The following is a 15325-nucleotide window of genomic DNA, read 5'->3' on the forward strand; positions in this document are numbered from 1 at the left end:
TTTTTTATGATTTTACTTAGTTAGTCAAGGTTGCTTAATATGCTAATGCTGTGGTGTTCCCCCATTTGCGCTGTTTATTTGATCTGCCCAGGTTTGTCCTGTTGGATTAGGTGTATATGGTGTTGGAAGATGAGCCTTTGCAACCCTTAAAAGTGTAAGGAAATCATATCTTAAGGATACTGTATTTCCATCCCAGTGCTGAGAAAGCAAATTAAAGGCTCTTTCCACATCTTCTGTCATTAAAGTCCATTCTTCATCAGTGGGAGCTCCATTTCTATAAAACAGCCTTAGCTTATTTAAGAATTCTTCGATGTTATCCCAGGTAAGCTGAGCATCGTATATATTCTCTGTTTCGTTATTGGAAGCATTAATCATGGCACGAATGTTTTCAAGGTGACTGGCAAAGCCTGATAAACCAAATTCTGTACCAAGATCTTCTGCTTGAAGGGCTCTATCCCTATGATCAGTAAAAATATTCAGCTGTAGGAAACCGTAAACCCCTCTGTTATACGCATAGTTCACAAAGGTAAATTCTGCCCAAGGATCCCTTGCTTGAGTAAAGAATTCTTTAGTTTTAAGCTTAGGAATACTATATAAGAATTCTCTTGTCATTGTAAGGCTAATAGCAGAGGAAATAGCTGATACAACATAGCTTGAATCATCATCTGAGCCAGTTGTTATAGGTACATAGTTACCATGGACTGCATCCTTACTCAAATAATCTGGATATTGCTGTTTAACTTCATTAAAGTTACCAGCCTCCTGTTGAAAGGGACCATCAGCATGAGCTTTTTGTATTGGCCAGTACCATAATTCTCCATCAATTATGACGGGATTTTCACTATATCCTGAGCTTTCTGGAACCAATCCAAATGTAAAATTTTCTTTTGTTCCAAGGGCTGTCATATAGTGGGGATTTATCTTGAATATTTCTTGAGCAAAGCCTAATCCCATAGCAACATATCTTGATGGAATCCACATTTTTATTCCCTCAACACCATTAACTGGATAGTCAACAGCTGTAGGCTCAGCAATAATTAGTTGTGTTTCATTTACTGGGTCATATACAATAAAATGATTTGTTCCAATAGGAGTGTTTCCATTGTAGTATTCTAAAGGGTTTTCTATTAGATCAGAAATAGTAAGATTAATCTTCCCTTTATACCAGCTTGATGGAAGCCCTTTATATTCAGGGTAGGGCATGTCCCCCCGCATCAATTGAGCTTGCACATTTTGAGGCTCTGTAATATTTCCCCTCTTATTACCTCTAACTGTCATTGTTATAGCTTTATCCTGAGTTAAAACTCGCTCATGACCTTTAAGGTAGATGGTTATTGTATCACCATTTTTAACAAAGGAGTGGGCACCATCGACTTCTGTTATGTCTGAAGTGGTTTCAAAGCTGATTGACCATACATCAAAGCAGGTTCCATCCCACAGATATTCTTTATTGGGATTTGATACGACAAATATCCATTCAAAATCTGTTTCTGTTTCACTTGCTATGGCATAGCCTATTGCTGGGTAGGTCTGAGCAATGTCTGGCAATGGTATATCAGGAGCTTCTCCATTACCTGTTACAGTGTATGAAAGGCTATCGCTGGAAACAGTACCATATTCGTTTATCAATTCACATCTATAAATATAGGTTCCGCTTCTTTTATTATTAAATACTGCAACAGCACTTTGAGGCTGTGGAGAATCATCAACAAGGTCAGCAGCATATATTAGATTATCATTCTCATATAATAACCACCCATGTCCATTATTGCCCCACCACATATTCATATATATACTATAGTCTTTACTCCCGTCCCAGTTACTTTGAGCAAGGCTAGGTTTTAGTGGTAAACCAGTAGCTTTGCCATCACTTCTTTGAATTATTTGTATAGTTAGGGGCTGACTATGTATAGTCCCAAAATCCCCCATAGCTTCCGCTGTATAACTATACTCGCCTATTTCTTTTTCTTTAAATGGCATATTTAGTATTACTTGCTGCTGTGATTTTGGCACATTATTAAATGATTTAACCAGTTGAGAGTTTTCATAAAGATTAATAGAACCACCTGTAAAACCACTTGGAATTATTATACTTAAAGTATAATATCCATTACTCTGGGTGGTATTTCCAATAATTTGAAGTGTTTCTGATGTTGCTTCTGCAGTGCTGTCTGCTGCAATAGGTGTAATGCCATGAACTATTATAGCCAACACCATCAGAAAAATAAACGGTACAGCCTTTTTCTTACAAATCATAATTTTTTACTTACCTTCCTTTCTTGTTGAATTTTTCGATATATGTCTTGCTTTATCTTGAATATTCTGAAATTTCACCTCCTATTATTTACTTGCCTCTTTGTATGTCTAATAAATGGTCATTAATTATATTTTATTTTTTCGACATATCAAGGGCTGTAATGTGTCATGTATAAATAAGTCCGCTTAATATTTAAAATTATTAACTAAGGCTTTTTCTTTTTAATAAGTATAATATCATATATATATTGTATAATTTGTAATATTTTACAATATATGAAAATTATTTTTATTATTTTTATGTTATTTATTGTAAAATAATCTATTTTTTTCCTAAAAACGTGCAAAAGCCATGATATAGGGAAAATTCCCTCTATCATGACTTTTTAATTAGCTATTACTCATTATATTAAAGCCTATACACCTAATCGTTTCAATTCTTTATCTATAATTTTCAATAACCATTTTTCTTCACCTGGTATTTTTTCTTTGAGTCTTGCGGCTGCCACCGGGAGCATCCATGCAAAAATATCTTCAGTTTTAGTTTTTGATAATTTAACATACTCCTTTAAATAGGTTGAATATATCAGCCCTTTAAGTATTTTAGAAAATAAAAGAGTCACTTTTAAAGTCCCGGCTGGCATAAAGGGAGTGGTGATCATAATACAGGTTCTGGCCACATCACTTAGCTGATTTCCATAATAAGCATTGGTCCAATCAATTGCTAAAATATCTTTATCTGTTATAAGAATATTATCAGGATGAAAATCACCGTGACAAACCTTTCCTCCTGCAGGTAAGCTTTCTAGATAACCTAATATCCTTTTCTCTTTATCCTTAAGTATATTAGCTGAAGCTTTAATTGCGTGTGTGAATTTTTCATTTTGTGTTGGTAGTTTATCTACAGAGCAGCTATGAATTTTAACATGGAGCCTAGCCATACAACCAGCATAATAAAATAATTTCCATGGTTTATTTTCGATATGCTTCAGCATTGATTTACCATAAATGCGTTGAAATAAAATACCCTTGCCCTCTTCTTCATTTACAATATCATATACAGCAGGAGAAGGTACTCCAGCTTCATATACTGCCTTTCCCACCATAGCTTCATATTTAACCCATTGGTCAGGAACCCAATCAAAGTAAAGCTTTAAAACTTTATCCTGTTCCCACTCATATACTTCTGCTGTCATCCCTTTTCCAATTAATTGCCCCTTGCCCATCTATTAATCCCCTCATATCTACTAATAATATTTTTTCATTATATCATTCTATTAATTTTTATCTCTTTTTATAAATAGTCTCAAAGGCTTTAAGAAATGCAGTCTGTATATCTTTTTGACTACCTAAAGAGTTACACCCACCACATTGTGTTTTTAAACTTTCTATCAACTTTGGATTTTCGGCATACATCAATCGAAATGCCTCACCAATTGCATTATTTCCGATATTTTTATTTTCGGAAAGTAGTAGTAAGGAATGGAATACTTTCCTACTCATTCCAAACTCATTGTCTAGGGTTGGCATATTAATCCCCTTTATTATTGATGCCAAGGATTCCCTATAGACATTTCCAACCGGATATGCGTGATTCCCACAGGTATATACAATCCCATTGTAATCTACAAACAGATCTCTATGATATTTGCCCTTATCATATGCCTGTTCTGTAGGAATAAAATGAGAGCATTTAATATGAAAAATATCTTTTCCTGCTTTACTCTCCAACATACTATCATCAAGACCTTCTGCATCTCCAATGTTGGAAACACCTAAAAGCTTTAATAATATTTTACCTTTTTCATTAGCATAAACAATTTCTTGGGTAGACAATTCTTTTTCCAGCTTTACACCAAGTTTATTAATTACATCCTGTATAATTTCTTTTGTAGGGTTTAACCATACACCACTGGAGGTTGCGGTCATCCTTAGCTGATAACCAATGGCCTCCAAAGCATGTACCCTTCCAAATCCTTCATCTAGAAATGTCCCTATGCTTTGAGAGATTACCTCAGTAGGTACAGATTTATGGACTTCTGTGTCTGCCCCTTCAAGGGTGGTGTGATTATTATCAACGCTAAAGTAAATTCTTGTAAGTCCAGCATTTTTTAAAGATTTTACAATCTCTGTAGTAGATAGTTTAAACAAGCCTGCTTTTTGAAGAAGTTCTTGATTTAATTTTCTATAATTTCCATAGGCTCCAATTAATCCACCATTGGTTACTATTGACGAGATTAAACCTTTTTTAGATGAATATTCCATTAATCTTAATAAGCTTTCGTACTCAATTAAAGGTTCGCCACCGGTCCAATAGGCTCCAACCATTCCAAGAGCAGATGCTTCATCAATCAGTTCTTTTATTTTATCAGGTGAAAGCCCTTTATTCTGCCCATTCCTAGATCTTGTTGTTTTATTAAGACAAATTACACAATCATTATTACAATCGGAGGTAAGGGAAATCTTAAGTTGTGCTGTTGGTTGAAATAATTCAGTCATTAGATCACCTCTCTGGCAGTTTTGGTTAAAGTTTTTCATTAGGAGAGTACATTATTATTATATTATAACACCTATCTAACCATTGGAATAGTAAAACCATACATCAAAAAAGCCACATAGGTGAGAGATTCACACTTATATGGCTTTATACATTTACCGATTATTAAAGTAATCATATATTTCAAGTCCTATATCACTTAATAGATTATATCCAATCTTATTATTTTTAAGTCCTTTTGTTAGAGCCACAACTATTATCCTTTTACTCTTGATGTGCATTATACCAGCATCATGAGTTACGCCTATTATTTCACCGGTTTTGTGGGGGAAATGTAGGGGTTTTGAATCAACATCAGCAATTGAAGCTCCACATTGGGGGCATGTATTATCATGACCTACCCTAAACTCACATTGACCACATAGGTGAAGCTCCTGAGATAGTCTATTGTTCAGTTGCTGTGCTTCTAAAATTGCTAACCCTTTTTCTGCATATTCCTTATGTAAACCTTCATGGGTAATAAAAGCCTCTAATATTCTTCCTATATCTTTAGCACAGGTATAGCTGTAGACGCCTGGTATAACCACCATTAGCTTTCTAGCTAAAAAGGTATCTACCATACCTAATTCCTCTAATGCCTTATTAACATTATCTTTACCAATAAAATCTATCACCATGTTAGTTGCAGTATTATCACTAATATCTATCATTAAATGCAGTAGGTCCTCTAGGGTTAACTGAAGTCCATTATGCAGCAGAAACAATACTCCGCATCCCCCTACTTTATCAACATCCTTCAACAGGATTTTATCATCAAGTTTTATGCTTCCTTTCTCCACCTGCCTAAGGGCTTCCCATAGTATAGGAATTTTAATTGTGCTGGCGGCATGAAACCTCTCCTGGCTATTTATAGTTATTACTTCATTAGTTTCCGTATCCTTTACATAAATTGCAGCAGTACCCTCTATCTCATTAATATGCTTTTGTATTATATCTTGAAGCTCCTTCATCATCATTCCCCCTCAAGAACAGATAATACATTTTTAACCTGCATAGCTACTCCAACTGGAAGACAGTCTTCATCAACATCAAACAAATTACTGTGTCCTTCATGAATTATACCCTTGTCTTCATTCCTACAGCCTAGTCTATAAAAGGCACCTGGTGCCTCCTGTAGAAAATATGCAAAATCCTCTACTCCTAAGCTAGGACTTTTTATTATATTTACATTATCTATTCCCAATATTTCTTCTGCATTTTCCTTTACAAGGTCAACATAATGGTCATCATTTATTAAAGCAGCATAGCCCTCACTTCTTTGTAGCTCTGCTGAACCTCCCATTGATATAGCAATATTCTCGATAATTTTTTTTGTTTTTTCTATTACCAAGTCTCTACTCTGAGGATTTAACGTCCTAACTGTACCCTTCATCAATACCCTGTTGGCTACAATATTTCCTTGTGTTCCACCTGAGATTTCACCAAGGGTAACTACTGCAGATTCTCTTGGATCTACATTTCTACTAACAATTGTCTGTAGTGCAGTTATTATATGACCTGCAATTACTATGGCATCTATACCTCCATGGGGATAGGCTCCATGAGTACTTTCTCCATTAATCATGATATGTATTGTATCAGAGGATGCATTCATCTGTCCATATTTAACACCGATTTGCCCTGCAGAAAGCTCTGGTGTTACATGTAGTCCAAAAACTGCATCTACCTTTGGATTCTTCATTACTCCAGCCTCAATCATGGGCTTTGCTCCACCTAAGGTTTCTTCGGCCGGTTGGAAAAGCAATTTTATGGTGCCCTTTAAATTTGATTCCTTTTTCTTCAATATCTTTGCTGCTCCCAGTAGGATAGTCATATGGGCATCATGGCCACAGGCATGCATTTTTCCCTTAATTGTCGATTTATAATCGACAGTTTTATAGTCCTCCATTGGTAAGGCGTCCATATCTGCCCTTAAGGCTACAGTTTTACCCCTTTTACTACCTTCTATTATACCAACCACCGCTGTGTTGGCAATATCTATTGTGTAGGGTATATTCATTTCCTTAAGATATTTAATAATTTTATTTTGTGTTTGATATTCCTCCATACCAAGTTCAGGCTCCCGATGAAAATCTCTTCTCACATTAACTAACCAACTATTAATTGATTCTGCCTCTAAAAAAAGTGGATGTGTTGTTTTCATCATTAAATTGTTGCCGCCTCCTCCATAATCAGAATGCCTTCATCTGCATTTAGTGTCGCTTTAACTCCAAAAGGAATTGTTAGCTTAGGGGTACAATGACCTGCCTTCAAGTCATAAACTGTGGGTTTTTGGTATGGTACAATTATCTCTTCAAACACTTCCATTAGACTTAGGCTTTCATTATGCTTAGATGGATTGCAATTATTCCAATCACCCAAGATTATTCCCTCTGCATCATCAAGCTTACCTGCAAGTGCCAGCTGTGTCAGCATTCTGTCTACTCGATATGGTTCTTCTCCAATTTCCTCTAAAAAGAGTAGTTTACCCTTTGTATTTATTTCAAATGGTGTACCCATTGTTGATGTAACCAATGCTAGGTTTCCTCCAACTATTTCTCCTGTAGCTTTGCCCTTGACAAGACATTGGGTTTTTATTTCTTCAGGATTCTTAAGTATACCCATTGGTGTAGGCTCCATTATGGCTTTTATAATATGTTCCTTTGAATAGTCGTCTAACCCACCTGCAATGTCAGATGCTGCCATAGGTCCATGGAAGGTTATAAGCTGACATATTTGGTTCATAGCTAGATGTAAGGCTGTTATATCACTATAGCCTACAAACACCTTTGGATTAGCTTTTATCATATCTAAATCTAATTTTTCTAAAGTTTTCGCAGCACCATAGCCGCCCCTTAAGCAAATTATTCCATCAACTTCCTTATTCATAAACATGTTATTTATATCGTCGGCTCTAATTTGATCTATACCTGATAAATACCCATGTTTTTCATAGCAGCTTTTTCCCATTATTACATTAAATCCTAATGCCTCCAGCTGTACCTTTGCATTTTTTACCTTCTCTGGAGTTGCAGGACTGGAAGGTGCCACAACTGCTATTGTATCTCCTTTTTTTAAAGCTCTAGGTTTAATCATAATTTTTCCTCCTACCATAGCTAATTTTAGTAATAATTTACTTGTATCATGAAAGAATGAAAGGGCTATTGAATAATAGCCCTATTTATTTTTATATTATATGCTTTTATCTATCTAAACATTAAATTTGCTACTAAAACAGCGGTTATAAGACCAACAGCATCTGCTATAAGTCCTGCAGGAAGCGCATGTCTAGTCTTTTTAATGGCTACAGAACCGAAATAAACTGCTAATACATAGAAGGTTGTTTCAGTAGATCCTTGCATAATTGAAGCCATTCTTCCAATTAGTGAATCTGGTCCATGGTTAGTAACTAACTCACTCATAATACCTGATGCCCCACCACCTGAAAGGGGTCTCATTATAGCCATTGGTAATACTTCACCAGGCATTCCAATTAGATTTGTTATAGGACTTACTGCCTTAACTAGAAGATCCATGGCTCCTGATGCTCTAAAAATTCCAATTGATACAAGCATTGCAACTAGGAAGGGGATAATTCTAACTGCTGTTGTAAATCCTTCCTTTGCTCCATCAGTAAAGGCTTCATATACCTTAACCTTTTTGAAAAATGCATAGGCTGGTATTGATAATAATATAAATGGTATTGCAAACTTTGAAATCGTATTCATTATATCAATAAACATATTATTCCCCCCTTTATTGGCCTTTTACTTCTTCTAGGTCTTGTGGCTTAATTTGAAAAACAGGTAGCTTTTGCAGTAGCTTTACTGCTATAACAGCAGCAACAGTAGATGCAAGGGTCGCTACAATTATGGGTCCAATTATTTCAGTTGGATTAGCTGATCCTGCTGATGCTCTTATTGCTATAATACTTGCTGGTATTAAAGTAACTGAGGATGTATTAATAGCTAAGAAGGTACACATAGCATTTGTTGCCGTATCCTTGTTAGGATTTAACTCCTGTAGCTCTTGCATTGCCTTTAAACCTAATGGTGTTGCTGCATTTCCCAGTCCTAAAATATTTGCCGCCATATTCATTATTATAGCTCCCATTGCAGGATGGTCTGCTGGTACTTCTGGAAATAAAGGTACCATAATGAATTTAAGTGCTTTTGAAATTGATTTAATTAATCCAGAAACTTCTGCAATTTTCATAATTCCTAGCCATAAGGCCATAACTCCAATAAGTCCCATTGATAAATCTACAGCTGTTCTTGCATTTGCTATGGCTGCATCTGTAACTGCTTCTATGTTACCGGTAAAAGCTGCTACTATAATTCCTATTGCAATAAATAAAAACCAAACAACATTAATCATACACTTCTTCCCCCTTCTAAAAGATTATAGTTAAATGTCCGACAAACTGAAGTTTTCACCTCCTTAAAAGGTTTGTATAAATTAATAATATAATTTTTATAGAAGATGCTTTGGGATAATATCTCTCCTAATTAAATCCTCATATTTTTCACGCTTTACTATTAGATCTGACTTCCCTTTATTAACCAAAACAACAGCTGGTTTAGGGAGCTTATTATAATTACTTGCCATAGAGTAATTATATGCCCCTGTACTAAGCACCGCCAAAATGTCTCCTGAATTAATTTCTGGAGTTTCTAAGTCCCAAATTAAAATATCACCCGTTTCACAGCACTTTCCTGCGATAGTAACCACTCTATCTCGAGGTTGGTTATTTTTATTTGCTATAACTGCTTCATATTTCGCTTTATATAGAGCTGGCCTAGGGTTATCTGGTAATCCACCATCAACACTTACATAGGTTCTGACATTGGGAATTTCCTTCACTGCCCCAATTGTATATAGGGTTACTCCCGCGTTACCAATTATCCATCTTCCTGGCTCTATAACTACAGAAGGAACTGTATGCTGTAGGCTATTACATTGAATCTTTAACTCTTCCATAATGGCATCTGTAAAATAAGCAATGGATTTTGGTTTATCTCCATTTGTATAATAGATACCGAAGCCTCCACCTGTATTCAGTTCTTGTGTCTCATAGGATAATTTATCCTTTAATTCCTTCATTAGATTTGTTAGAGCTTTTATAGCTAGTATATATGCATTTTTATCAAAAAGCTGTGATCCTAAATGAAAATGAAATCCCATTAGCTTAAGAAATTGAGAATTTGTGGCTTTTTTTACCACCTGAAGAATACCATCACCCTCCAAGGGTATTCCAAATTTTGAATCTTTTTGTCCTGTTAAAATATATTCATGGGTTTCACCCTTTACTCCTGGTGAAACTCTAAATAAAATCTTTACAGTTCTTTTAAGTTCATTGGTAATATCTTCAAGCATATCAAGCTCATGGGAATTGTCTACAACTATCCTTCCAACCCCATGGGATACAGCCATATAAATCTCCTCATAGGATTTATTGTTACCATGAAAAACTATTTTTTCCATTGGAAAATCAGCATGTACTGCTGTAAATAATTCTCCACCAGATACTACATCTAATCCTAATCCCTCTTCCTCTATTATTTTACACATTGCTAGAGTAAGAAATGCCTTACTTGCATAGGTGGCTTTAGTATTCTGATGTTTTTTTAAGAATGATTGTGTAATTTCTCTACATTGCTCTCTAATTTTTTCTTCTGAAACAACATATAATGGTGTTCCATATTCTTTAGCTAATTCAACGGTGTCACATCCTGCAAACTCAAAGTTTGTCCTCACCTTTTCTGCGATTTCCATGGCAATGTCCCCTTCTACTTTTTCATAATTTTCTAATATATAGAGCTGTAATACAATACAAGCAATAATTATGCCAATTATGAAATCGGTTGAATTACCAATGTGAAATTCATATTACACCCTTGGAGACATATTAATTTGTACGGTTTTGCGAACTTGATTCCAAATATTCTTCAGATAATTAAACAGAATATTTGATTGTGCTTACTGTAAATCATCTTATGGCCAGGTTCGTTTTCGCGGACTAACAGGACACAAATGCGAACTATTCTATATTGTACTTTTTAAGTTTTTCGTAAAAGCTAGTTTTTCCTATACTTAACGCCTGCATTGCTCTATTTCTATTGCCATTATGAATCTTAAGTGCTTCCAAAAGAGCCTTTCTTTCAGCCTCTTGTAAAGTATCCTTAAGTGGTTTACCACTATTTAAGCCGTGGCTACTATTCTTAATACCTTTATGCTCAACCAATAAGTGGTTGGATAAAAGTATGTTGCCCTCTGCCAAGTTAACCGCCCTTTCAAGAATATTTTCCAGCTCACGAATATTTCCTGGCCAATGATATTCTGCTAATATATTAAGGGCCTCCCCTGAAATTCTTTTTTCCTCACAGCCTATTTTTTTGCAAATATATGGGAGAATGTAATATACAAGTGAATATATATCCTGTTTTCTATCCCGTAAAGGTGGAATCCAAATTGGGAAAACATTAATTCTATAATATAAATCTTCCCTAAAGCTTCCATTAATCATTTCTTCTTCAAGATTCTTATTTGTTGCAGCAATTATTCTCACATCTACAGTAATTTTTTTATTTCCGCCAACTCGATAAAAGCTTTTGTTCTGTAAAACCTGTAGTAGCTTAACCTGTAATACTGGTGAAATCTCTCCTATTTCATCTAAAAAAATTGTACCTCCCTCGGCCAATTCAAACATACCTGCCTTACCGCTGCTTCTAGCTCCTGTAAAGGCTCCTCCCTCATATCCAAATAATTCGCTCTCCAATAGTGCTTCTGGTATCGAACCGCAATTAACATGGATGAAGGGGTGATGGCTGTATTTACTAGCCTTGTGTATTGCTTTTGCAAATAAGCTTTTTCCTGTACCACTTTCCCCTAAAATTAGCACTGTAGAATTAGATTTTGAGGCTCTATAGGCAAGATTTTTTACATGTCGTATTTCTTTACTGTCACCAATTATCTCAGGAAATAACTCTAATAGAGTTTCTTCTTCCTTTAGCTTTTTCTCTACCTGCTCTAAATGTAGTAATGCTTCATCTCGTTCACGAATAACTTTTTTTATTTCAGAAATGTCCTCTACCTTCAGGGCAGCACCAACTCTATATTTTCCATTGTTTAGAGTTACCAAGGTACAAATGGTAGGTCTTCCATTGATTTCGGTGAATTTATCCTTATAGCTTATATCAGATCCTCTTGCTGCTTCATAAAACTCCTTGATGGTGGGACTATCATTGTGTATTTCAAATATATCCTTACCAATTACATTTAATGCGTCCACATCACTGCCCTTTGCTCTAAATTCTCGTCCCTTTAGTATATAATTTATTTCTTCTCCTCTTGTGGTATAACCCTTTGCCTGATAGAATTTAACTCTTCCAGAGTTTTTATCTAATATAACCATATGACCTATAGCATTTACATAACCCATATCAAAATTTTGGTCATTTACTGCTATATTGATGATTCTTTTATCATAATCAATAGAGATATCTACATTTTTATCTGATACTTTTTCTGATAAGTGAAATTTTCCATTCTTATCTGATGCCTTCTGATATTTGTAAATGGCTTTTTGCTTGTGATCTCCCAGTACACCCACAGCTAAAATAGCGTCTCCTATTTGAATATTATTATCATCGATTCCAATAACCTTTAAATCGTTTGGAGTGAGTCCTCCATCGTCTTTACCTAAGCTATTGTCACCAATTATTACAATATCACCCTCGGTAATTCTTCCCGCCATATGTCCTGTTCCTTGATTATAGATTATGCCGAAAATTTCCTTGGCTTTATTATTATAAATTTGTATCTTACCGGAAGTATCAATAAAAATAAATCCCTCCGACATCATATCGGTGAATTGTTTTACGTACCCATCGTTTATAAACATGATTAATCATTCCTTTAAGTTTATAAATATAACTCCATTACATTTAAAATTAAAGGGGAGTTGCCTCCCCCATCATCACTAATACTATGTTTAACACTAGACTTTTCTGTGTCTAATTTCTTTTAATTTATACCTTAATCATTATTGAAAAATTCTTCAGGAACTCGTACAAACCCTAAACCACTTGCTTCAGGCAGGATTATTTTATATTCTTCAAAATTTGCTCCACCCTCTACTGGGTCAATACTGCATAGTGCTGGTCCATCCAAGTCAATTTTTGTTATAATGCTTTTTGCTCCTGCCAAATGAGCTGCTGCTGTTACACTAATCTTGCTTTCCAGCATGCACCCTATCATACATTCTACACCATAGGTTTCTGCAATGGAGCAAATCTTCAATGCATTATAGATTCCTCCAGTTTTCATCAGCTTTATATTAATTAAATCAGCTGCCCTCATCTCAAGAATTTTTAATGCATCCCTTGGTGAAAAAACACTTTCATCTGCCAATACTGGTATACTTACATTATCAGTTACAAGCTTCAATCCTTCAAAGTCATGGGCCAATACAGGTTGTTCTACAAACTCTATTTCTAGCCCTGCATCCTCCATTTTCCTTAAAATATTTATTGCTTCCTTTGGTTTCCAACCTTGGTTAGCATCGATTCTAAGCTGGATATCATAGCCTATAGCTTTTCTAATTGCCTTCATTCTTTCCATGTCTTTTAGAGGGTCTTTACCAACCTTAATTTTAAGGGTTTTATATCCCCGACCTACTGCATCTAAGCTGTCTTTAACCATTTCCTCAGGCTCATTGACACTTATTGTTATATCTGTAATGATTTCCTTCTTATAGCCTCCTAATAGCTTGTATAAAGGTGCATTGTGGAGCTGTCCAAATAGATCATAAAGGGCAATATCTACAGCTGCTTTTCCACTTGAATTTTTTAATAGTGATCCATGTAGTCTTTGCATAACATCTTCAAAGTTATTAATACTTAAACCGATTAGTTGAGGCTTTATAGATTCATTGATGGCCCCGATTATTGCTCCAGTAGTATCTCCTGTAATTACAGCAGTAGGAGCAGCTTCACCATACCCAACATGTCCTGTATCTGTCACTACCTTAACCACTATATCCTCAATACTCTTCACTGTTCTTAAAGCCGTTTTAAAAGGTGTTCTTAAAGGAACTGATATCCTTCCTACCTGGATATCTACAATCTTCATAATTATCTTCCTCCCTTGATATATTAGCTCTATATATCAGATCACCTTATGCATATAAATTAAATTTTCTGTAATAATTTTAGTTTATCTAATTGTCCGTTTAATTGCAATACTTTTCAGAAGACTCAGTTGTTAAAGGATAAATAAAAAAAATTCTAATTCATAGAAAGCATATCTCTATTATGTTATATATAACATTTATTTTTTATGAATAATATTTATCATAATTAGAATTATCTTACTTTCAATAAAAAACACTCCCAATTTAAAAAATCAAGAGTGTTAAGTCAAATGACTGGCATTAATTGAGTTATTTTAATCAAAATGGTCTGATACATTTAAAGCAATTGCAAATTATCTAAATTATTATCTTTTTTACCATCAGCATTTGATCTTAAATATTCTCGACCATTTTTGGCCTTACCAACATTAACACCTTCGATTTTACCATCCTTTGCTAAGGTAATTGCATCTTCTATTGCATATACATTACCATCTGTCAGCATAACATCAGTAATATCTCCATCAGGATTTTTTCTAACTTTAATAATTCTAGTTTTGTCTATCATATTATGAATCCCTCCTGAAGATAGTGTTTGTATTGGCATATTATTTATGCGTATTGTATACTTAATGACTATCTAGTTTCTTATCAATATCCTTCAAATGTTTCTTCTGCATAAACTGCCATTGATCAGGAGAGTTTACACCATAAATAACACGACTGTGTCCAATTGCGTATCCAATAACACTTCCTATTACTGCAGGTACGCCCAACCGAAGTCCTACCATTTCCACCAGCATAATTGCTGCTGCAATTGGAACATTAGCAATACTAGCAAGACTGGCTGCCATTCCTGCAATAACCAAGGAGGCTGAAAGCCCCATGTCTCCATTGGAGATTAAGTACTAATTCCTAATTAATCATTATAGCGCAAATCCTTTGTCCTCTCATTTGTAACTATATCATCCAGTATATCTGCAGTAGCAATAACTACTAATTTGCACTTAGTTATATCATCTCTATATAAATCCTTTAGTTCTTTACAGTTTATGGTTTTTAATCTATCTTCAACCCTATTTACCAGATCAGCTGTCAGCTCCTTTAGGCCTTCTGTTTCATGGGCTTTCTCCTTAGTAAATAGTATACCCAAAACTGCAACGGCGCCTGCTGCTGCACCGCACACTCCTTCCACAGCCATCCCTCCACCAAAACCTGACATAGCTTTTAAAGTTTCCTTTTGTAAGTTAAGCTTATATTCTTCATTTGCTGCATATATAATAGCTTCTGCACAATTAAGATCATACGTTGAGCTATAATATTTTTCTGCAAGTTTGCTTAGCATTTTTTTCTCCCCTTTTCTAATTCTTTATTCTCTTGGGTCGACAGGGTCGTGGGCC

At 35.1% G+C, this 15325-nt stretch carries 14 protein-coding genes; all 14 read right to left on the minus strand.

Annotated features, from left to right (window positions below):
- Positions 1–42: 42 nt before the first annotated feature.
- A complete protein-coding gene (locus tag BLP68_RS12255; protein ID WP_091543973.1) occupies positions 43–2256 on the minus strand; it encodes a hypothetical protein in 2214 nt (737 codons plus the stop codon).
- Between the two features lie 416 nt (positions 2257–2672).
- On the minus strand, positions 2673–3482 hold the full coding sequence (locus BLP68_RS12260) for an aminoglycoside phosphotransferase family protein (RefSeq protein ID WP_091543974.1): 810 nt from the start codon (positions 3480–3482) through the stop codon (positions 2673–2675).
- A 58-nt stretch (positions 3483–3540) separates the two neighbouring features.
- A complete protein-coding gene (locus BLP68_RS12265; RefSeq protein WP_176759010.1) occupies positions 3541–4755 on the minus strand; it encodes a radical SAM protein in 1215 nt (404 codons plus the stop codon).
- 153 nt (positions 4756–4908) lie between these two features.
- A complete protein-coding gene (locus BLP68_RS12270) occupies positions 4909–5763 on the minus strand; it encodes a serine hydrolase (RefSeq protein ID WP_176759011.1) in 855 nt (284 codons plus the stop codon).
- A 2-nt stretch (positions 5764–5765) separates the two neighbouring features.
- A complete protein-coding gene (locus BLP68_RS12275; protein ID WP_330389157.1) occupies positions 5766–6959 on the minus strand; it encodes a M20 metallopeptidase family protein in 1194 nt (397 codons plus the stop codon).
- On the minus strand, positions 6959–7888 hold the full coding sequence (locus tag BLP68_RS12280; RefSeq protein WP_091543980.1) for a S66 peptidase family protein: 930 nt from the start codon (positions 7886–7888) through the stop codon (positions 6959–6961). The genes BLP68_RS12275 and BLP68_RS12280 overlap by 1 nt, the downstream gene beginning before the upstream one ends.
- A 110-nt stretch (positions 7889–7998) precedes the next feature.
- Positions 7999–8535 carry a spore maturation protein gene (locus BLP68_RS12285; RefSeq protein WP_091543982.1) on the minus strand — a complete coding sequence of 179 codons (537 nt, stop codon included), beginning with the start codon at positions 8533–8535 and terminating at the stop codon, positions 7999–8001.
- 13 nt (positions 8536–8548) lie between these two features.
- Positions 8549–9169 carry a nucleoside recognition domain-containing protein gene (locus BLP68_RS12290; RefSeq protein WP_091543984.1) on the minus strand — a complete coding sequence of 207 codons (621 nt, stop codon included), beginning with the start codon at positions 9167–9169 and terminating at the stop codon, positions 8549–8551.
- A gap of 96 nt (positions 9170–9265) precedes the next feature.
- Positions 9266–10567, minus strand: a complete 1302-nt coding sequence (gene lysA / locus BLP68_RS12295; RefSeq protein ID WP_091543985.1) for a diaminopimelate decarboxylase — start codon at positions 10565–10567, stop codon at positions 9266–9268.
- Positions 10568–10832: 265 nt separating this feature from the next.
- A complete protein-coding gene (locus BLP68_RS12300; protein WP_091543987.1) occupies positions 10833–12695 on the minus strand; it encodes a sigma-54 interaction domain-containing protein in 1863 nt (620 codons plus the stop codon).
- A 134-nt stretch (positions 12696–12829) separates the two neighbouring features.
- Entirely contained in the window at positions 12830–13924 is a 1095-nt protein-coding gene (locus BLP68_RS12305) for a dipeptide epimerase (RefSeq protein WP_091543989.1), read from the minus strand.
- A 338-nt stretch (positions 13925–14262) separates the two neighbouring features.
- A complete protein-coding gene (locus tag BLP68_RS12310; protein WP_091543993.1) occupies positions 14263–14493 on the minus strand; it encodes a DUF3892 domain-containing protein in 231 nt (76 codons plus the stop codon).
- Positions 14494–14554: 61 nt separating this feature from the next.
- Positions 14555–14812 carry a chloride channel protein gene (locus tag BLP68_RS12315; RefSeq protein WP_091543996.1) on the minus strand — a complete coding sequence of 86 codons (258 nt, stop codon included), beginning with the start codon at positions 14810–14812 and terminating at the stop codon, positions 14555–14557.
- Positions 14813–14844: 32 nt separating this feature from the next.
- The gene (locus BLP68_RS12320; RefSeq protein ID WP_091543997.1) at positions 14845–15270 is read right to left on the minus strand and encodes a C-GCAxxG-C-C family (seleno)protein; all 426 of its coding nucleotides are present in this window, start codon (positions 15268–15270) and stop codon (positions 14845–14847) included.
- Positions 15271–15325 lie beyond the last annotated feature (55 nt).

This window comes from Alkaliphilus peptidifermentans DSM 18978, assembly GCF_900101495.1.
Lineage (GTDB): Bacteria > Bacillota > Clostridia > Peptostreptococcales > Natronincolaceae > Alkaliphilus_C > Alkaliphilus_C peptidifermentans.